Source organism: Streptomyces akebiae, from assembly GCF_019599145.1.
Lineage (GTDB): Bacteria > Actinomycetota > Actinomycetes > Streptomycetales > Streptomycetaceae > Streptomyces > Streptomyces akebiae.
The window spans coordinates 10091580-10110329 of record NZ_CP080647.1; the positions used below are offsets into that span (position 1 = coordinate 10091580).

Annotated in this window: 14 protein-coding genes; 10 read left to right on the forward strand and 4 right to left on the reverse strand. The window is 71.6% G+C overall.

Going from position 1 to position 18750, the window contains the following annotated elements:
* Nucleotides 1–3: 3 nt before the first annotated feature.
* Genes hypB through hypE form a run of 5 tightly spaced genes read left to right on the forward strand, consistent with a single transcriptional unit; the run spans nucleotide 4 to nucleotide 5769 of the window.
* The gene (hypB, locus tag K1J60_RS43735) at nucleotides 4–801 is read left to right on the forward strand and encodes a hydrogenase nickel incorporation protein HypB (protein ID WP_220651082.1); all 798 of its coding nucleotides are present in this window, start codon (nucleotides 4–6) and stop codon (nucleotides 799–801) included.
* Nucleotides 798–3188: a carbamoyltransferase HypF gene (hypF, locus tag K1J60_RS43740; protein ID WP_220651083.1), complete on the forward strand. Its 2391-nt coding sequence runs from the start codon at nucleotides 798–800 to the stop codon at nucleotides 3186–3188. Before hypB ends, hypF begins: the two co-directional genes overlap by 4 nt.
* A 31-nt stretch (nucleotides 3189–3219) precedes the next feature.
* Nucleotides 3220–3570 (forward strand): HypC/HybG/HupF family hydrogenase formation chaperone, encoded by a 351-nt coding sequence (locus K1J60_RS43745; protein WP_259408192.1) that lies wholly within the window; start codon nucleotides 3220–3222, stop codon nucleotides 3568–3570.
* Complete coding sequence (gene hypD / locus K1J60_RS43750) at nucleotides 3567–4694, forward strand: hydrogenase formation protein HypD (RefSeq protein WP_220651084.1); 1128 nt, start codon at nucleotides 3567–3569, stop codon at nucleotides 4692–4694. Before K1J60_RS43745 ends, hypD begins: the two co-directional genes overlap by 4 nt.
* On the forward strand, nucleotides 4687–5769 hold the full coding sequence (gene hypE, locus K1J60_RS43755; RefSeq protein WP_317619743.1) for a hydrogenase expression/formation protein HypE: 1083 nt from the start codon (nucleotides 4687–4689) through the stop codon (nucleotides 5767–5769). The genes hypD and hypE overlap by 8 nt, the downstream gene beginning before the upstream one ends.
* A gap of 109 nt (nucleotides 5770–5878) precedes the next feature.
* Here hypE and K1J60_RS43760 read toward each other — a convergent pair whose 3' ends face one another.
* The 3 genes from K1J60_RS43760 to K1J60_RS46800 form a co-directional block, all read right to left on the reverse strand.
* Nucleotides 5879–6259: a hypothetical protein gene (locus K1J60_RS43760; RefSeq protein WP_220651085.1), complete on the reverse strand. Its 381-nt coding sequence runs from the start codon at nucleotides 6257–6259 to the stop codon at nucleotides 5879–5881.
* Between the two features lie 105 nt (nucleotides 6260–6364).
* Nucleotides 6365–7066 (reverse strand): mucin-associated surface protein, encoded by a 702-nt coding sequence (locus tag K1J60_RS43765; protein WP_220651086.1) that lies wholly within the window; start codon nucleotides 7064–7066, stop codon nucleotides 6365–6367.
* Between the two features lie 263 nt (nucleotides 7067–7329).
* Nucleotides 7330–8220, reverse strand: coding sequence for a calcium-binding protein (locus K1J60_RS46800; RefSeq protein WP_220651087.1), 891 nt, complete (start codon nucleotides 8218–8220; stop codon nucleotides 7330–7332).
* Between the two features lie 780 nt (nucleotides 8221–9000).
* On the opposite strand from K1J60_RS46800, the gene K1J60_RS43775 reads away from it, so the two are divergent.
* The 5 genes from K1J60_RS43775 (at nucleotide 9001) to K1J60_RS43795 (ending at nucleotide 17873) form a co-directional block, all read left to right on the forward strand.
* On the forward strand, nucleotides 9001–13269 hold the full coding sequence (locus tag K1J60_RS43775) for a HAMP domain-containing protein (RefSeq protein ID WP_220651088.1): 4269 nt from the start codon (nucleotides 9001–9003) through the stop codon (nucleotides 13267–13269).
* A 76-nt stretch (nucleotides 13270–13345) separates the two neighbouring features.
* Nucleotides 13346–15817: a SpoIIE family protein phosphatase gene (locus tag K1J60_RS43780; RefSeq protein ID WP_220651089.1), complete on the forward strand. Its 2472-nt coding sequence runs from the start codon at nucleotides 13346–13348 to the stop codon at nucleotides 15815–15817.
* A 235-nt stretch (nucleotides 15818–16052) separates the two neighbouring features.
* Nucleotides 16053–16463, forward strand: a complete 411-nt coding sequence (locus K1J60_RS43785) for an ATP-binding protein (protein ID WP_220651985.1) — start codon at nucleotides 16053–16055, stop codon at nucleotides 16461–16463.
* A gap of 118 nt (nucleotides 16464–16581) precedes the next feature.
* Nucleotides 16582–16941 carry a hypothetical protein gene (locus K1J60_RS43790; protein WP_259408193.1) on the forward strand — a complete coding sequence of 120 codons (360 nt, stop codon included), beginning with the start codon at nucleotides 16582–16584 and terminating at the stop codon, nucleotides 16939–16941.
* Nucleotides 16938–17873 carry a sensor histidine kinase gene (locus K1J60_RS43795; RefSeq protein ID WP_220651090.1) on the forward strand — a complete coding sequence of 312 codons (936 nt, stop codon included), beginning with the start codon at nucleotides 16938–16940 and terminating at the stop codon, nucleotides 17871–17873. The genes K1J60_RS43790 and K1J60_RS43795 overlap by 4 nt, the downstream gene beginning before the upstream one ends.
* 31 nt (nucleotides 17874–17904) lie before the next feature.
* On the opposite strand, the gene K1J60_RS43800 is transcribed toward K1J60_RS43795, so the two are convergent.
* Nucleotides 17905–18642 carry a DUF4232 domain-containing protein gene (locus K1J60_RS43800; RefSeq protein WP_220651091.1) on the reverse strand — a complete coding sequence of 246 codons (738 nt, stop codon included), beginning with the start codon at nucleotides 18640–18642 and terminating at the stop codon, nucleotides 17905–17907.
* Between the last annotated feature and the right edge of the window lie 108 nt (nucleotides 18643–18750).

The window sequence follows — 18750 nt, forward strand, 5'->3', positions numbered from 1 at the left end:
ACCATGTGCCGTGTCGCCGACCTGCGCCAGGCCGTGCTCGCGAAGAACGACGAGAGCGCCCACGAACTGCGCGCCGCCCTCACGGCCCGGGGCACCGCGGTCGTCAATCTGCTGTCCAGCCCGGGCAGCGGCAAGACCGCGCTGCTGGAGCAGGAACTGCTGCGGGCACGCGAGCGGTCCGTTCCCGTGGCGGCACTGAGCGCCGATCTCGCCACCGAGAACGACGCGATCCGCCTGGCGCGTTCGGGCGTCCCGGTCAAGCAGGTGCTCACCGACGGACTGTGCCACCTGGAGGCGGGCATGCTCGCCGGGCACCTGGACGGCTGGCTGCCCGACGACGTCCGGCTGCTGTTCGTGGAGAACGTCGGCAACCTCGTCTGCCCCGCCTCCTACGACCTGGGGGAGACGCTGCGGGTCGCCCTCGCCTCCGTGACGGAGGGCGAGGACAAGCCGCTCAAGTACCCCACGGCCTTCGGTCTGGCCCAGCTGGTCGTGGTCACCAAGACGGACCTGGCGGAGGCCGTCGAGTTCGACGAGTTCGCGTTCCGCAAGAACCTGGAACAGGTCAACCCCGGCGTCGAGGTGATCCTGACCTCGGCACGCCGGGGGTGGGGGGTGGGCGCGCTGCTCGACCGGGCACTGGCCGCCGCGGACGGCGCGCCCGTCCACGTGCCGGTCATGGCCCGGCAGCCCCAGCACCACGGCCACCACCACGGCCACGGCCCCACCCACGGTCACACTCATGCCGCCACCCCCGCGCACCCGGAGGCCGCCGAAGCCATGGCCCACCCCCAGTCGTGAGCGCTCCGCAGGCCCCGGCCGCCGTCACCGAGGACACCCGGCTGCGCCGCCGCGTCACCGTCCGGGGAGTCGTCCAGGGCGTGGGCTTCCGGCCCTACCTGTACGGCCTCGCCACCGAACTCGCCCTGGCCGGACACGTGACCAACACTCCGGAGGGCGTGGTCGTGGAGGTGGAGGGCACTGCCTCCGCCGTGGCCCGGTTCTGCGACCGGATCGCCGCGCAGGCACCCCCGCTGGCCCGCGTAGACTCGGTCGACCACCGGGAGTTGCCGCCCGTCGGCGGCACCACGTTCACCATCCTCGCCTCCCACTCCGGCGGCCCGGCCCGCACCCTGGTCTCCCCGGACTCCGCCACCTGCGTCGACTGCCTCGCCGAACTGGCCGACCCGACGGACCGTCGATACCGCCACCCGTTCGTCAACTGCACCCACTGCGGCCCGCGGTTCACGATCGTCACGGGTGTGCCGTACGACCGGGCCCACACCACCATGGCCCGCTTCGCGATGTGCGTCGACTGCGCCCGCGAGTACGGGGACCCGGCCGACCGGCGCTTCCACGCGCAGCCGGTCGCCTGCCCGGCCTGCGGGCCCCGGCTGCGGCTGCTCCTCGCCCGGAAGGGCGGAGCGCGGAGCGCCGACGGGGCGGACCCGGTCGTCGAGGCGCGCGCACTGCTGGCGCGGGGCGCGATCCTCGCCGTGAAGGGCCTGGGCGGCTATCACCTGGCCTGCGACGCCACCGACCAGGCGGCCGTCGAACTGCTGCGACGCCGCAAGGCGCGCGGGGACAAGCCGTTCGCCGTCATGGCCGGGGCGACGGACGACGTCCGGCACCTCGTGCGGGTGAGCCCCGAGGAGCAGGAACTGCTCGAAAGCCGGGCCAGGCCGGTCGTCCTGATGAGACGGCGACCACGCCCGTCGTACGCCACCGGGGAGCTGCGGCCCGCCGAGGCCGTCGCGCCCGGCAGCCCCGATCTCGGCGTGATGCTGCCGTACACGCCCCTGCACCGTCTGCTGCTCGGCCTGCCCGGTGACGCGGACGGGCCTCGGCTGCTCGTGATGACCAGCGGCAACGTGTCCGGGGAACCGATCGTCACGGACGACACCGAGGCACTGGAGCGGCTCGCGCACCTGGCCGACGGATGGCTCACCCACGACCGGCCGATCCACGTCCCGTGCGACGACTCCGTGGTCCGGGTCTGCGACGGTGAGCCCCTGGTGCTCCGCCGCTCCCGTGGCTACGCGCCGCTGCCGCTCACTCTCCCGCTGCCCGTGCGGCCGGCCCTCGCCGTCGGTGGCGACCTGAAGAACACCTTCTGCCTGGGATCGGGCCGCCATGCCTGGCTGTCGGCGCACATCGGCGACATGGACGATCTCGGTACGCAGCGGGCCTTCGCGCACGCGACGGCACATCTGGAGGCGCTCACGGGGGTGCGGCCCGAGACCCTGGTGTCCGACCGTCACCCCGGCTACCGCTCCGCGCGGTGGGCCGACCGCGACGCGGCACGGCGGCCCGTCGTGAGGGTCCAGCACCATCACGCGCACATCGCCGCCGCGATGGCCGAGCACGGGCTCGACGGCACCCGGCCGGTCATCGGCGTCGCCTTCGACGGCACGGGCCACGGCGACGACGGCGCCGTGTGGGGCGGGGAGTTCCTGCTCGCCGACTACGACCGCTTCACCCGGTTCGGCCACCTCGCCTACGTGCCGCTGCCCGGCGGCGACGCGGCCGTACGGCGGCCGTACCGCATGGCGTTGGCCCACCTGAGGGCGGCCCGGATCGACTGGGCCGCCGACCTCCCCTGCACCACCGCCTGCCCGCCCGACGAACTGCGCCTGCTGGAAAAGCAGTTGGAGCGCTCTCTGAACTGCGTCCCCACCTCCAGCATGGGCCGCCTCTTCGACGCCGTGTCCTCCCTCGCCGGGATCTGCCACCGGGCCGGTTACGAGGCGCAGGCCGCCGTCGAGTGGGAGGCCGCCGCCCTGCTCGCACCGGCCGGGGACACCTCGGCGTACGCCTTCGCCCTCCACGACCCGCAGGACGGCGGGGGCGGCGCCGTACGGGCCGATCCGGCACCCGTGCTCGGGGCGATCGTCGACGACCTGCGCGCGGGCGTCGAACCTGCCCTGCTCGCGGCACGCTTCCACCGGTGCGTGGCCGCTCTGGTGCACGGCATGTGCCTGCGGGCGAGGGAGCGGCACCGGCTGGACACGGTCGTCCTCACGGGAGGCGTGTTCGCCAACACGCTGCTCTCGTCGGCCTGCGCCTCCGCCCTGCGCGGGGACGGCTTCACGGTCCTGCGGCACCACCTGGTGCCGCCGGGCGACGGCGGTCTGGCGCTGGGCCAGCTGATGGTGGCCGCCCGCACCGCTTCCACTCCCACCGACTGACGCACGCGCGACCCACAGCGAGGAGAGGCTCATGTGCCTGGCGGTACCCGGCAGAGTGCTGGACATCGAGGAACGGGACGGCACCCGGATGGCCACCGTCGACTTCGGCGGAGTCGTCAAGGAGGTGTGCCTGGAGTATCTGCCCGACCTGCGCGTCGGCGAGTACGCCATCGTCCACGTCGGGTTCGCCCTGCAACGGCTCGACGAGGAGTCGGCCCGGCAGACCCTCGAACTCTTCGCCGAACTCGGCATGTTGCAGGAGGAGTTCGGCGACGCCTGGGAGATGGCGGCGGCTGAGGCGGGCGTGGAACCGGTGACGGAGGCGCCGGCGGACGAGACGCCGGTGGCAGAGGTGTTGGCGGAAGAGGTGCGCAACCGGTGAAGTACATCGACGAGTTCCAGGACCCCGAGCTGGCACGACGGCTCCTCGACGACATCCGTGCCACGGTGACCAGGCCGTGGGCCCTGATGGAGGTGTGCGGAGGGCAGACGCACAGCATCATCCGGCACGGTATCGATCAACTCCTGCCCGACGAGGTCGAGTTGATCCACGGGCCCGGCTGTCCCGTGTGCGTGACCCCGCTGGAGGTCATCGACAAGGCGCTGGAGATCGCCTCACGACCGGAGGTGATCTTCTGTTCCTTCGGCGACATGCTCCGGGTGCCGGGCACCGGCCGGGACCTGTTCCAGGTCCGGGGGGAGGGCGGCGACGTACGGGTCGTGTACTCGCCGCTCGACGCGCTGCGGATCGCCCAGCGGAACCCGGACCGCGAGGTGGTCTTCTTCGGCATCGGCTTCGAGACCACCGCGCCGCCCAACGCCATGACGGTCCACCAGGCCCGGAAGCTGGGTATCGGGAACTTCAGCATGCTGGTCTCCCACGTCCGTGTACCGCCCGCCATCGAGGCGATCATGTCCTCGCCGAGCTGCCGGGTGCAGGGCTTCCTCGCGGCCGGGCACGTCTGCAGCGTGATGGGCGTGGGGGAGTACCCGGAACTCGCGGAGCGCTTCCGCGTCCCCATCGTCGTGACGGGCTTCGAGCCGCTGGACATCCTCGAAGGCGTACGCCGGGCCGTCCGCCAGCTGGAGCGCGGCGAGCACACCGTCGACAACGCCTACGCCCGAGCCGTCCGCCCGGAGGGCAACCCGGCCGCCCGGGCGATGCTGGAGGACGTCTTCGAGGTCACCGACCGGGCCTGGCGCGGGATCGGGGTGATCCCCGACAGCGGTTGGCGGCTGTCGTCGAAGTACCGCGACCACGACGCCGAGCACCGCTTCGCGGTCGGTGGGATCCGGACGGTCGAGCCCGCCGAGTGCCGCAGCGGAGAGGTCCTGCAGGGGCTGCTCAAGCCGCACGAGTGCGAGGCCTTCGGCACTCTGTGCACACCGCGTACGCCCCTGGGAGCCACGATGGTCTCCAGCGAGGGAGCCTGCGCCGCGTACTACCTCTACCGGCGGCTGGACCTGCCCGCCGCCAAGGCCCGGGAGGCGAGCCCCGTTGTCTGACACCACCGATCTCCCCGCCCCCACCACCCTGGACATCGAGGCGTGGACGTGCCCGGCCCCCGTACGGGACAGGCCCCGTGTCGTCATGGGCCACGGCGGCGGGGGAGCCCTGTCCGCCGAACTCGTCCAGCAGATCTTCGCACCGGCCTACGGCGGCGATGTGCTCGCCCAGATGGGTGACGCGGCCGTTCTCGCGCTGGGCGGGGCCCGGCTGGCGTTCTCCACCGACTCCTACGTGGTGCGGCCGCTGTTCTTCCCCGGCGGCAGCATCGGCGACCTCGCGGTGAACGGCACCGTCAACGACCTCGCCATGCGCGGCGCCCGCGCCGCCTACCTCTCCTGCGGATTCATCCTGGAGGAGGGCGTCGAGCTGGACACGGTCACCCGGGTCGCCCAGGCGCTGGGCGCGGCCGCGCGCACGGCCGGGGTGGAGGTGGCCACCGGCGACACCAAGGTGGTGGAGGCCGGCCACGGCGACGGGGTGTTCGTGAACACGGCCGGCATCGGTCTGGTCCCGGCCGGCGTCGATCTGCGGCCCCAGCGGGTCGTCCCCGGCGACGTCGTGATCGTCAGCGGCGCGATCGGCGTCCACGGGGTGGCGATCATGAGCGTGCGGGAAGGGCTGGAGTTCGGCGTCGAGATCAAGAGCGACTGCGCCGCCCTCGGCGGTCTGGTCGACGCCATGCTCGCCGTCACCCCGGATCTGCACGTCCTGCGCGATCCCACCCGTGGGGGCCTGGCGGCGGCACTCAACGAGATCGCGGCGGCCTCGGGCACCGGCGTCGTCGTCCGGGAACGCGCCGTCCCGGTGCCGTCGGCCGTGGCCAATGCCTGCGCCATTCTCGGTCTGGACCCCATGTACATCGCCAACGAGGGCAAGCTCGTGGCCTTCGTCCCGCGCCAGCATGCCGACGCCGTGCTGGAGGCGATGCGCGCCCACCCCCTGGGCGCCGACTCCGTGATCATCGGCGAGGCGGTCGAGGACCATCCCGGCATGGTCGTGGCCAGGACCGGGCTCGGCGGCACGCGGGTGGTCGATCTGCCGATGGGTGAGCAACTGCCGAGAATCTGCTGACGCGGTCCGAAACCGGCCGCGTCAGCTCCGACCCGGGCCGACGGGGGCCGACGCGGTTCCGCGGGTCCTGTCGGCCCGCGGTTCTCCGCGGCTTCCACTCGTCCCGGGGCTACGTTCCGGGGCTCTGCGGGTCCTGCGGGTCCACGCCGGTCTTGGCAGCGGCGTCCTTGGTGCCGCTGGGGCGCTGGGAGCGGCCCTTGCGCCCGGTGTCGCGGCGGCCCTTCTCGTCGACGTCGCCGTACTCCTCGCCGCGCGCCCCGTGACTCTTCACCGTGTCACCCGGGACGGATTTCGTCTCCTCCGCGGACTTCTTCCGTCCCCGGCCCGCCGGCTCGGCGTGCTCGGCCGTATGGAAGGAGCGTGAAGCGCTCGGGTTGTCCTGCTGACGGGTCTCGTCCACATCGGGCGACCAGCCGTGGTGCTCGGTGCCCCGGTGACGGCTCGGGCCCTTGCCGTGCGGCGGCTCGGACGAACGTGGTTTCTTCGACATGGTCCGACCTGTCTGCTCGTGGGCAATGGGGACGGCGCGCATGTGTCGCCGCAATGGGTAAATTATCCCTCTCTGTCCTGGTTCGAGCACGTCAGGACTTCTCGGTCAGGGGGTGAAGACCTCGTCGAGCCGGTCGATCGCCCCGTTGTCGCCGAGGTGGTAGGTGAAGACGAGGCCGGAGTTGGGGTGGGCCTCCAGCCAGTCCAGGAACTCCTGGACGCCGATGGGCTGATTCGTCGTGCTTTCCACGATGGGTGTGGTCACGGTGATGGCCGCGGCCTGGTCCATCGGGATGTACGTCTCCTTGCCGACGGTCTCGAACGGGGCGCCGTCCGAGTCGGGGGTGCCGCACCCCCAGTTGCCGTGCTTGACGATCAGGCTCAGGGATCCGCCTTCGGGGGTGTGGCGGTAGACCGCGATCTCGTCGGGGGAGATGGGCATCTTGTGGTCGCAGTCGGCACCGGCGTCATCGCTGCCGGAGCCGGTGCCGGTGCCGGCGTCCGAGTCCGTGGAGCCCGTCGCCTTGGAGGAGGCGTCCGAGTCGGCTCCGGACTTCTCGGTGTCGTCGTCCGGGGTCGCGGACGCCTTCGGGGCGGGGGTCCCGGTCGTACCCGCGCTCTCCTTGCCTTCCCCGTCGTGGGTGCCGCTCGTGGCCGTCGCGCTGGCCTTCGTGTCCCCGTCGGCGGCCTCTCCGCCGCCGTCCCCCGAGCAGCCGCTGAGACCCAGCGCTCCGGCGGCGCAGACGCCCAGCACGAGCGCTCGGACGGTACCGGGTCTGCGGCGGGTCCTCCTCGGCGTCACGTTCATGGTTCGCCCCCTCCTGCTTGTTCACGATCTCCGTGAGCCCCGTCGGCTCGCGAGAAAGGGACGATTTTCGGCCGTCGGCCGTTGCGCGTCCTGGCCGAATTCTGCACGCGGGCTTCCGTGGTGACACCGGCGGGGCGCCGGCCACCCTGTCGCGCTCACCGCACGCGGAGGACAGAGGTGTCGGCGTCATCGCGTCCACCGCCGGCCGGAACGGTCGCGGGGCCGGGCCGCGGCTCTGCGCGGTCCGGCCCCGCCGCGTCACCTCACGCCTCGCAGGCGCTCTTGGTGTCGCTCGTGTCGGCCGTGCAGGTGTCGGTGTTGGTGCCCCCGTTGAGGGAGTCGTTGCCGAACACGCCGTCCACGGCGTCGAGGGTGTCGTTCCCCGCCCCTCCGCTGTGGCTGTCGCCGCCGGCGCCACCGACGAGGGTGTCGTTGCCCGTGCCGCCCACCAGGAGGTCGTTGCCTCCGAAGCCGGACAGGATGTCGCCCGCCGTGCCACCGGTGAGCGTGTCGCCGAACGGGCTGCCGTAGACGATCTCGACGTCCGTGAGGACGTTGTCGCCCTCGCCGCCGATGCCGTCGTCGGCGGCGTTGTCGATGTCGACGACCACCCCGGAGCCGCTCTCCAGATAGCTGGCGATGTCGCTGGCGCCGCCTCCGCCGCTGAGCCGGTCCGCGCCCGTGCCGCCGATGAGGAGGTCGAAGGTGACGCCGCCGTTCAGGGTGTCGTTCCCCGTGCCGCCATTGAGGATGTTGCTGCCCGGGCTGGGGCCGCCGTTGATGACGTCGTTGCCGGACTCGCCCTTCAGGTCACCGCGGACGTTGCCGGTCTTGGTGATGATGTCGTTGCCGTCACCGGCGTTGACCACGACCGTGTCGGTGTTGAGGCTCACCGGACAGGCCACCGATCCGTTGACCTGGAGGGTGCATCCGACACCGGCGGTCAGGGTGTCGGAGGTGTCCTGGATGACGACGTTGCTCCCGGACAGGCCGACCGTGATGTTGTTGGCGCGCCCCGCCGCCGCGTTGACGACCACGTTGGTCCCGCTCTTGAACACACCCGTGGCCGCGCTCGCGGGCCCTCCGGTCAATGTCACCGCGGAGGCGGCCGTCGCCGCGACCACCAGGACCCGGAGTAACGCTTCTCTTCCCATGGACTTCCTCTCGATCGCGTCCGTCGACCGGCCCGGCGCACCGCCGGTGCCCCGGGCCGCCCCCACGGTCTCCGGCGGGCCCTGAGTGGCGCATGGGGGAAGGGCCCCCATATACCGGCCGACTCCGTCGAGCAGGCCCTGCGCCGGTACGAGCAGCGCCTTGCCCGATGCGTGGCGACCTGCGGCCCCCCGGGTCGTACCCCCGAGAGCCGGGGACCGGCGCCGCCTACGACCCGCACCCTCGGGAAGCCGCCGCACGCGGGGACTCCTACGGGCGCGGCCTCGACCGACCGCGGGTACAGGCGCGTCGACAGGGCGCTCGGCGACGAAGCGGCGGCCCTCGCTCGGTGGCGCAGCGCCCTGCCGCCCTGGACGGCACGGGGGCGCCCCTCCTCGCGGACCTGCACGGCTCGACGTCGACGACGGGTCTGAGCAGGTAACGCCGTGACTCTCCGGGAAGGAGCGGACAGCGGGTCGGAAAGCGGCCGAAAGCGCTCCGTCGAGGTGCTTTCGGGGCACTGCGGGCGGCGGCGTGGAACCGTTCCGAGTGCCCCGGGTCCGGCCGTGTATTCCGCTCGGGGCGGTATCTTTTCGGGGCGGTCGGGAACTTCGCGACCGGCTTTGGTTGTCGGACGACAACTGCGTTAACCTTCACCGGATTTTCTCATCCGGCCGATTCGTGAACTGCGGAAACTCGGCCGGTGAGCGGGCCTTTCACGGTCCGGCGCGGGTTCCGAGTCCTCGGCGCGAGGGCTCTAGGGGAGCGGAACGAGGGTGCGCATGAGCGGCAAGACGACCGAGACGGTCGAACGGGCCCCGGGAGAGCAGGAGCTACGGCAGCTCCTGGCCGGACTGACCGCCGTACGGGACGGCGATTTCGGTACCCGGCTGCCGTCCGACGGCGAAGGGCTGCTCGGCGACATCGCCACCGTCTTCAACGGCATGGTGGACCAACTGTCCGTGTTCACCTCGGAAGTCACCCGGGTGGCCCGCGAGGTGGGCACCGAGGGAACGCTCGGCGGTCAGGCCGAGGTGCCGGGCGTCTCGGGCACCTGGGCCGACCTCACCGACTCGGTCAACGCCATGGCGGGCAATCTGACCACCCAGGTGCGCGACATCGCCCAGGTGGCGACGGCCGTCGCCAGGGGTGACCTGTCGCAGAAGATCGACGTCCCGGCGCGCGGCGAGATCCTGCAGCTGAAGGAGACCGTCAACACGATGGTCGACCAGCTCTCCGCGTTCGCGGACGAGGTCACGCGCGTCGCGCGCGAGGTCGGCAGCGAGGGGCGGCTCGGCGGACAGGCGCAGGTGCCCGGCGTCGGCGGCGTCTGGCGCGACCTGACCGATTCGGTCAACTTCATGGCCGGCAACCTCACCTCCCAGGTCCGCAACATCGCCCAGGTCACCACGGCGGTGGCGCAGGGCGACCTGTCGCAGAAGATCACCGTGGACGCGCGGGGTGAGATCCTGGAGTTGAAGAACACCATCAACACGATGGTGGATCAGTTGTCCGGTTTCGCCGACGAGGTCACGCGCGTCGCCCGCGAGGTGGGCACCGAGGGACGGCTCGGCGGACAGGCCGACGTCCAGGGCGTCAAGGGCACCTGGCGCGACCTCACGGACTCCGTGAACTTCATGGCGGGCAACCTCACCGCCCAGGTCCGCAACGTGGCGCAGGTGGCCACGGCGGTGGCGCAGGGCGACCTGTCGCAGAAGATCACCGTGGACGCGCGGGGTGAGATCCTGGAGTTGAAGAACACCATCAACACGATGGTGGATCAGTTGTCCGGTTTCGCCGACGAGGTCACGCGCGTCGCCCGCGAGGTGGGCACCGAGGGCAATCTGGGCGGACAGGCGATCGTCCGGGGCGCCTCGGGCACCTGGAAGGACCTGACCGACAACGTCAACGTCATGGCGTCCAACCTGACCGGCCAGGTCCGCTCGATCGCGCAGGTCGCCACGGCCGTCGCGCGCGGCGACCTGTCCCAGAAGATCACCGTCGAGGCCAAGGGCGAGGTCGCCGCCCTCGCCGACGTCATCAACACCATGGTCGACACCCTGTCCGCGTTCGCCGACGAGGTCACCCGTGTCGCCCGCGAGGTCGGCACCGAGGGACGCCTCGGGGGCCAGGCGCACGTCCCCAACGTCGCGGGCACCTGGAAGGACCTGACCGACAACGTCAACTCGATGGCGAACAACCTCACCGGTCAGGTCCGCAACATCGCCCTGGTGACGACGGCGGTGGCGGGCGGCGACCTGTCGAAGAAGATCGACGTCGACGCCCGCGGCGAGATCCTGGAGCTGAAGACCACCATCAACACGATGGTCGACCAGCTGTCGTCGTTCGCCGCCGAGGTCACCCGCGTCGCCCGCGAGGTCGGCAGTGAGGGGCGGCTCGGTGGGCAGGCCGAGGTGGAGGGCGTCGAGGGCACCTGGAAGCGGCTCACCGAGAACGTCAACGAACTGGCCGGGAACCTCACCCGGCAGGTCCGCGCCATCGCCGAGGTCACCAGCGCCGTCGCCGAGGGCGACCTGACCCGCTCCATCACCGTCGAGGCGTCCGGCGAGGTCGCCGACCTCAAGGACAACATCAACTCCATGGTGGAGTCCCTGCGCGAGACCACCCGGGCCAACCAGGAGCAGGACTGGCTGAAGACCAACCTCGCCCGGATCTCCGGCCTGATGCAGGGCCACCGCGACCTGCCCGTCGTCGCCGAGCTCATCATGGACGAGCTCGCACCGCTGGCCTCGGCCCAGTACGGCGCCTTCTACCTCGCCGAGGACACCGAACGCGGCCCGGAACTGCGGCTGGTGGGCTCCTACGGCTACCCCGACGACACCGACCGGCCGGAGCGCATCCCCGTGGGCCGCTCGCTGGTCGGGCAGGCCGCGCGCAACCGCCGTCCCATCAGCGTCGAGGAAGTCCCGCCGGGCTATGTGACGATCTCCTCCGGGCTCGGACAGGCCGTGCCCAGCGCCCTGGTCGTGCTGCCCATCGTGGTCGAGGACCAGGTCCTCGGCGTCATCGAACTGGGCTCCGTCACCCCCTTCACCCAGATCCACCAGGACTTCCTCGCCCAGCTGATGCCGACCATCGGCGTCAACCTCAACACCATCGTGGCCAACGCCCGCACCGACGAACTGCTCGGGGAGTCCCAGCGGCTCACCGCCGAACTCCAGGCACGGTCCGAGGAGTTGCAGGTCCAGCAGGAGGAACTGCAGCGCTCCAACGCCGAACTGGAGGAGAAGGCCTCCCTGCTGGCCTCGCAGAACAGCGACATCGAGGCCAAGAACCTGGAGATCGAACAGGCTCGGCAGGAGCTGGAGACGCGCGCACAGCAGCTGGCTCTGGCGTCCAAGTACAAGTCGGAGTTCCTGGCGAACATGAGCCACGAACTGCGCACGCCGCTCAACAGCCTGCTGATCCTGGCCCAGTTGCTGGCCCAGAACCCCTCGCGCAACCTCACGCCCAAGCAGGTCGAGTACGCGGGCATCATCCACTCGGCGGGCTCGGACCTGCTGCAGCTGATCAACGACATCCTCGACCTGTCGAAGGTCGAGGCGGGCAAGATGGACGTCGCCCCCGAGCGAGTACCGCTGCGCAAGCTCCTCGAGTACGTCGAGGCCACGTTCCGCCCGATGACGTCGCAGAAGAGCCTGGACTTCACGGTGGCCACCGCACCGGGGACGCCCGCCGACCTGCTCACCGACGACTCCCGGCTGCGGCAGATCCTGCGCAACCTGCTGTCGAACGCGGTGAAGTTCACCGAGGAGGGCGGCGTCACCCTGCGCATCGAGCCCGCCGTGGACCGCGAGGTCCCCGTGGGCGTCCTGCGTGGCGGTCCCGTCGTGGCGTTCCGGGTCAAGGACACCGGCATCGGCATTCCCCAGCAGCAGTTGGAGACGATCTTCGGGGCGTTCCAGCAGGCGGACGGCACCACCAGCCGCAAGTACGGCGGCACGGGCCTCGGCCTGTCGATCACCCGGGAGATCGCCCATCTGCTCGGCGGCGCCGTCACGGTCGACAGCACACCCGGTCAGGGCAGCACCTTCACCCTCTACCTGCCCGTGGCGCGCGACGACTTCGAGGAACTGCTCGACGGCGACGGCCGACCGACGGAGCACCCGCACCCCACCGGCCGTGAACTCCCCTCGGCGTCCCGGCCGGACACCGCTTCCCCCACGGTGCCCGAGCAGCGCCGGCGCCGCCTGCTGGTCGTCGAGGACCGCCCGCGAGGACTGCTGACCCTCGTCGCCGAACGCGCGGTCGCGGACCTCGCGTCCGACGGCGACCACCTCGGCGCGATCGACATCATCACGGCGGTCGGAGCACAGGAAGCCGCGACCACACTGGCCTCCGAGCCCTGCCACTGCGTCGTCCTCGAAATGGCCGTACCCGACGACGAGGGCGCGCGTCTGCTGGAAGCCATGGAGGGCGACTCGGCGCTCGCCAGCGTGCCCGTCCTCGTGCACACCGGCCATCGGGTGGACCTGGCGCACGAACAGGCCCTGCGCGTCCGTGCGGACGGCCGCCCGCTGGACTTCCTCTCCAGCCTGGACGAACTGCGCGAACGCATCACCCTGCACCTGTCCGCCGAGGAGCCGGGGGACGTGCTGTCCCTGGTGCGCGCCGAGGAGACCCAGCGCCCGGCCGCCCAGGTCGTCGACGGCGCCTTCCAAGGCCGCAAGGTCCTCGTGGTCGACGACGACGCCCGCAACCTCTTCGCACTCAGCGGAATGCTGGAACTCCACGGCTTCCACGTCCTGCACGCCGACAACGGCCGCCGGGGCATCGAGATGCTGCTCGCCCACCCGGACGTCTCCCTGGTCCTGATGGACGTGATGATGCCCGAGATGGACGGCTACACCGCCACCGCGGAGATCCGTGCGATGCCCCAGTACGCCGACCTGCCCATCATCGCTGTCACCGCGAAGGCCATGCCCGGCGACCAGGAGAAGAGCCTGGCGTCGGGCGCGAACGACTACGTCACCAAGCCGGTCGACACGGGTGACCTCATCGGCCGCGTCCGACGCTGGCTGACCGTATGACGAGGCGTCACACCGCCGCGCGCACCAGCCCATCGCGTGGCGTCCCGGGACGCCCGAGCCGAGGAACAGGTCAATCGTGAGCAACCCCCACCAGCCGGCCGAGCCGCGGCATGCCGACGCCGCGCCGGGCGGGCCGTCGGGCGACGACGTGCCCGCGGCCGACGTGAACGCCGCGGACACGCAGGGGCAGTCCTCGCCCGTCGGCAGGCTCGCCGCGACCGTGGAGCGGTTGCGCCGCGAGGTGCAGGCGGCCCAGGCGGAGGCGGACGGCCGTGCCGTGATCGAACTGGCCAAGGGCATCCTCGTCGAGCGACTCGGGTGTGGGCCGGCCCAAGCGGCCCTGCAACTAGCCGAACTGACCGAGCAAGCGGGCCTGACACCCCTGGAGTTCGCCGTCGAGGTCATCAACCAGGCCGCGCGCGACCGGCTCTCCGAGATGACGACCGCCCTCCTCGCGACCCCCGCCGGCCGGGACGACACCGACGACCCGCCGGGCAGCGGCTCCTTCGCCGTACGGCTGCGGACAGCGGAGAGCGCCGCCCTGGCCGCCCACGACGCCCAGGCCGTCGCCGACTCCCTCCTGGAACACGCCCTCACCCCGCTCGGCGCCGAAGCCGTGGCCATCTGGGCGCTGGGCGCCGACGGTTCCCTCACCCTCGCCGGCAGCGCCGGTTTCTCGGTCGGCGAGGCGGCACGCTGGCGGTACGTCCCGCCGGGCGTCGTCACCGTCGCCCGCCGCGGACTCGACGACCGAGCCGGTCAGTGGATCGGCTGCCTGTCGCAGACCGGTCTGCCCTCCATCGGCCGGCACCACCATCCCGACGGCGGCCGGGTCGCCGTACCCGCGGGCACCGGCGGCCGTATCCACGGAGTGCTGGAGATCGTCTGGCCCACGCCGCTGGAGGCCCAGCCCCCGCAGATCGTCCGCCAGGTCGAAGCCCTGGCCGAGCTGTGCGCGCACACGCTCGGGACCTTCGCCCCGCCCCACGGCGACGGCGACGCGCGCCCCGGGATCCTGCCGGCCGTCGCCGAACTGATGGACCTCGCCGACGGACTCCACGACCCCGCGCTGGTGCTCGTCCCCCACCTGGACGCCACCGGGGAACTGGTCGACTTCCGCATCCACCACGTCAACAGCCGCTTCCTCGACCCGGCCGGCCGGCCCCGGGGCGTCGTCAACGGAGCCCTGCTCCTGGAGACGTATCCCATGGCCGCCGGCGAGAGCGAACTGTTCGAGCAGATCGAACGCGTCTACGCCACCGGCGAGCCGTTCCGCGCCCGGCGCATGCGGCTCACCTCCCTCGTGGAGGACGTGCCGCTGGCGGCGGTCGCCGACATCAACATCACCCGGCACGGCGGCAGCGTCCTGCTCATCTGGCGCATAGAGGACGAGACCGCACGGCTGGCGAGCCTGCTGCAGCACGCCCAACGCCTCGGCCGCATCGGCGGGTTCGAGGAGAACCTCGTCACGGGCGAGATCACCTGGAACGGCCAGCTCTACAGCCTCTACGGCAAGCCCTCCGTCAGCGGCCCCGTCCCGCTGGAGGACCTGCCCGCCCACGCCCACCCCGACGACGCCGTCGCCATCGGCCGGTTCCTGCGTACCCTGCTGCACCACCGTCGCTCCGCGTCCGCGGCGTTCCGGCTCCAGCGGCCCGACGGGGTCACCCGGCACATCCGCGTGGTGGCCGAGCCGGTCCTCGACTCCGACGGCCGACTCTTCGTCGTCCGGGGCGCCTACCAGGACATCTCCGCCCACCACTGGACGGAGGTCGCCCTCGCCGCCACGCGCGACCAGCTCGCCCACTCCGAGCAGCAGGCGAGCGAACGCGACCGGCTCACCCTTCAGCTCCAGCACGCGATCATGCCCCCGGCCCAGGCCCCCCTGGAGGCCCCGGGACTACGCGTGGCCGTCCGCTACCGGCCCGCCGAGACCCAGCACCTGGTGGGCGGCGACTGGTACGACGCGGTCGTGCTGCCCTCCGGGCTGGTGCTGCTGTGTGTGGGAGACGTGGCCGGGCACGGCATAGAGGCGGCCACCAGCATGGTCGTCCTGCGCAACGCCCTGCGCGGTCTCGCCGTGACCGGCGCCGGACCGGGCCAGTTGCTGGCCTGGCTCAACATGGTGGCCCACCACCTGACCGGATCCGTCACCGCCACGGCCGTCTGCGGGCTCTACGACCCCCACCGCCACACCCTGCGCTGGGCCAGAGCGGGCCATCTGCCACCCGTCCTGGTCCGCGCCGCCGAGGCTTCGCCGCTCCCGCTGATCAAGGGCCTGCTGCTCGGCGCCCTGCCCGAGGCGACGTACGAGGAACACGAACTCCAACTGGCCGTCGACGACACTCTCCTGATGTACACCGACGGTCTGATCGAACGCCGTGACCGCTCCGTGGAGGAATCCCTGGCCCAACTGCTCACCGCCGCCCGCACCGTGCCCCCCACCCTCGACCAGCAGCTGGACCGCCTCCTCACCTACAGCAAATCCGACACGGACGACGACACCTGTCTCGTGGGCGTCCGGGTCGCGCAGGTCCTGGCGGACTGATCAGCGCCGTGCGACATGACCGCCGAACGGGCGAGGGAACGTCTGCGGACGCGGTTGACGGGCACACGGTGTGTACGAGTCGGCGTCGGACGGAAGAACGGGGAAGTCGGTGACGAGCAAGAGGACGGACACCGGAGCCACGGACACCGAGCAGACGGGCAAGAAGGCGACGGGCAAGAAAGCGACGGGCACGGAGGCGACGGGCACGGAGGCGACAGGGACGAAAGCGACGGGCATCAAGGCGAAGGGCTGGGCGCACTCGTTTCCCGTGTCGGGGGGCGTGCACGCCGGGCGGCGGTGGACACGCAGGCAGTTGGAGTCCTTTCCGTGGACCGCGGACGAGCCCGAGACGGTGGACGCCGTCGTCCTGGCCGTGTCCGAACTGCTCACCAACGCGCACATCCACGCGCACAGCGACGCGCATCTGATCCTCACCTGGGACGGTGACTGCCTGCACGTGAGCGTGCACGACGAGGACCCGACCCTGCCGCGCCAACGCAGCCCCCAGGCGGGGGAGACCTCCGGCCGCGGCGTGGGAATCGTACGGATGCTCGCCGACACGTTGGACATGAGGTGCCAGCGGCACGGCAAGACGGTGTCGGCGTGCTTCCGCCCGGCGCGCGCCGGGCGGCCGGACGCCGGCTGAGCCCTGGTCTCACCGGCGGGTTATACGATGACGTGTCCGTTGCCCGCCGTCGCGTGGGTACGGTGAGCGGAGGGCCGGGGAGTGCCGTACGGCGGCACATGGGGCAGGGGGAGAGAACGTGAACGCCTCCCACGACGTGCACGAGCCGGGGTCGGCGCGGTCGCACAGGGGCGCCGCGCTGGAGATCCGCTCTCTGCCGGGCCGCACGGGAATCCGAGCCGTTGGAGAGATCAACGTGATCAACCGATCTTTCTGGGAACACGCTCTGGAGGACCTGGCGAACGCCCATACGAACGTCTCCTTCGTGGAACTGGCCGACCTGCAGTCCATCGACGTGGGCGGTGCGGCGGCGCTGGCGGTCACGGCGCAACGACTGGGAACGGGCCGGATCGTCGTGGACCGTCCACCGCCGGAGCTGGAGCGGATCCTGGACATGTTCTGGCCCGGCCTGTCGAAGATCGAGGTGGCGGGGAGATGAGTACGACCACGAGCGGTGAACGTGACCCCTTCGTGCACCCTGCGCTGTTCTACCGGGGAAGTGAGCAGTACACGGCGGGCACGGTGCCGTTCCTGCTGGCGGGACTGTCCGCCGGAGAGGCGGTCGCGGTCGCCGTCCCGGGCCCCAACCTGGAGCTGATCAGGGCCGCGATGGGAGCGAGCGCAGCCGAGGTCGAGTTCCTCGACATGACCAGGGTGGGCCGCAACCCGGGGCGGATCATTCCCGGGGTGCTGCGTGCGTTCGCCGACGCCCACCCGGCCGGCCGGGTGAGGATCATCGGCGAACCCATCTGGGCCGACCGCTCGGGCGCCGAGTACCCGGCGTGCGTCCAGCACGAGGCCCTCATCAACCCGGCCTTCCAGGGCCGGGACGTGACGATCCTGTGCCCGTACGACGCGGACGCCCTCGCCCCGGAGGCGCTCGCCGACGCCCACGTCACCCACCCCGTCGTCATCGAGGACGGGGTCGAACTGACCAGCGACGCCTACGATCCCGGGCGCGCGGTCGCCCGCTACAACCAGCCGCTCACCTGTCCGCCCGGAGCTGCTTCCCTCTCGTTCGACGCGGACGCGCTCCCGTCGGCCCGCTCCTTCGCGACTCAGGAAGCCCGGCAGTTGGGTCTGACCGGCGCCCGGTTGCAGGATCTGACACTGGCGGTGGCGGAGCTGACCACCAACAGCGTGGTGCACGGCGGTGGATCGGGCACCGTGCGCGTCTGGGCCGAAGGCCCGCAGGTCGTCTGCGAGGTCCACGACCTGGGCAGCCTGAGCGATCCCCTGGCCGGCCGCAGGCCCCCGGCACGCGACCAGTTGGGCGGACGCGGTCTGATGCTCGTCCACTACGTCGCCGACCTCGTGCGCCTCCACACGACCGAGGCCGGCACGACCATCCGCTTCTACCTGGACCTCTGACCGCGCCGCCCGGCTCGCACCCCGTGCGGGGTCAGTAGGACAGCGCGTCCTCGGCCGTGCCGAGGAAGCTGGTGACGGTGCCGTCGTTGACCGTGACGGGGCCGTTGTCGATCGTCACCGTCGCCGGGCTCTCGGAAGCGGTGAGCGCGATCTCCACCTGGTGGGCGGTCTTGCCGCCCTCGGTGCCGACTCCGGAGAACAGGATCCCGGCGTAGGCTCTCTCGCCGGGGTTCAGGAGCCAGTCGTCGACGGTGGGGCCGCGGTGCTCCGCGGCGCCGTCGAGCTCCGGAATCGTGATCACCAGGTCGTTCGCCGCCAGCAGGCAGGGGTCGCCGCCGGCGTTGGTCGCGGTCAGCAGGGCGTGGTTGGCCGACTTCGACGCGACGGTGACGTCGTAACTCAGGTCGGTCGTCTCGCACATGCCCACGCCGCCGTCCTGGTCGTCGTCGGTTCCGGACCCTCCGGTTCCGGACCCTCCGGTCCCGGACTTGTCGGATCCGGAGTCCGACGACGGCGGGGTGCTGCCGCTACTGTCGCCGCCGCTGCCGCCCGCGCCGCCGGCGTCCCCCGGGGAGGCGGTCGAGGTCGCGTCCGCGTCCTTGTCCGAACCCGCCCCCTTGTCCGACCCCTTGCCGGGCGCGCTCGCCGACGTACTCGGTGAAGCCGTGTCCTTGTCGGCGCCCCCCTCGCACGCGGTCAGCGCCACGATGCCGAGCGAGCAGGCGGCGAGTACGGCGGTGATACGGCGCGAACGAGCTGCGTAAGTCATGAGGAACCCCCCGAATGTGTGAATGTCCGGTGATCGTGCCTCATGGGAGCGCTCCCTCCACCCGCTCGCACCGAGAGGGAACCGTCTCCGGACAGCACTGTGACACTG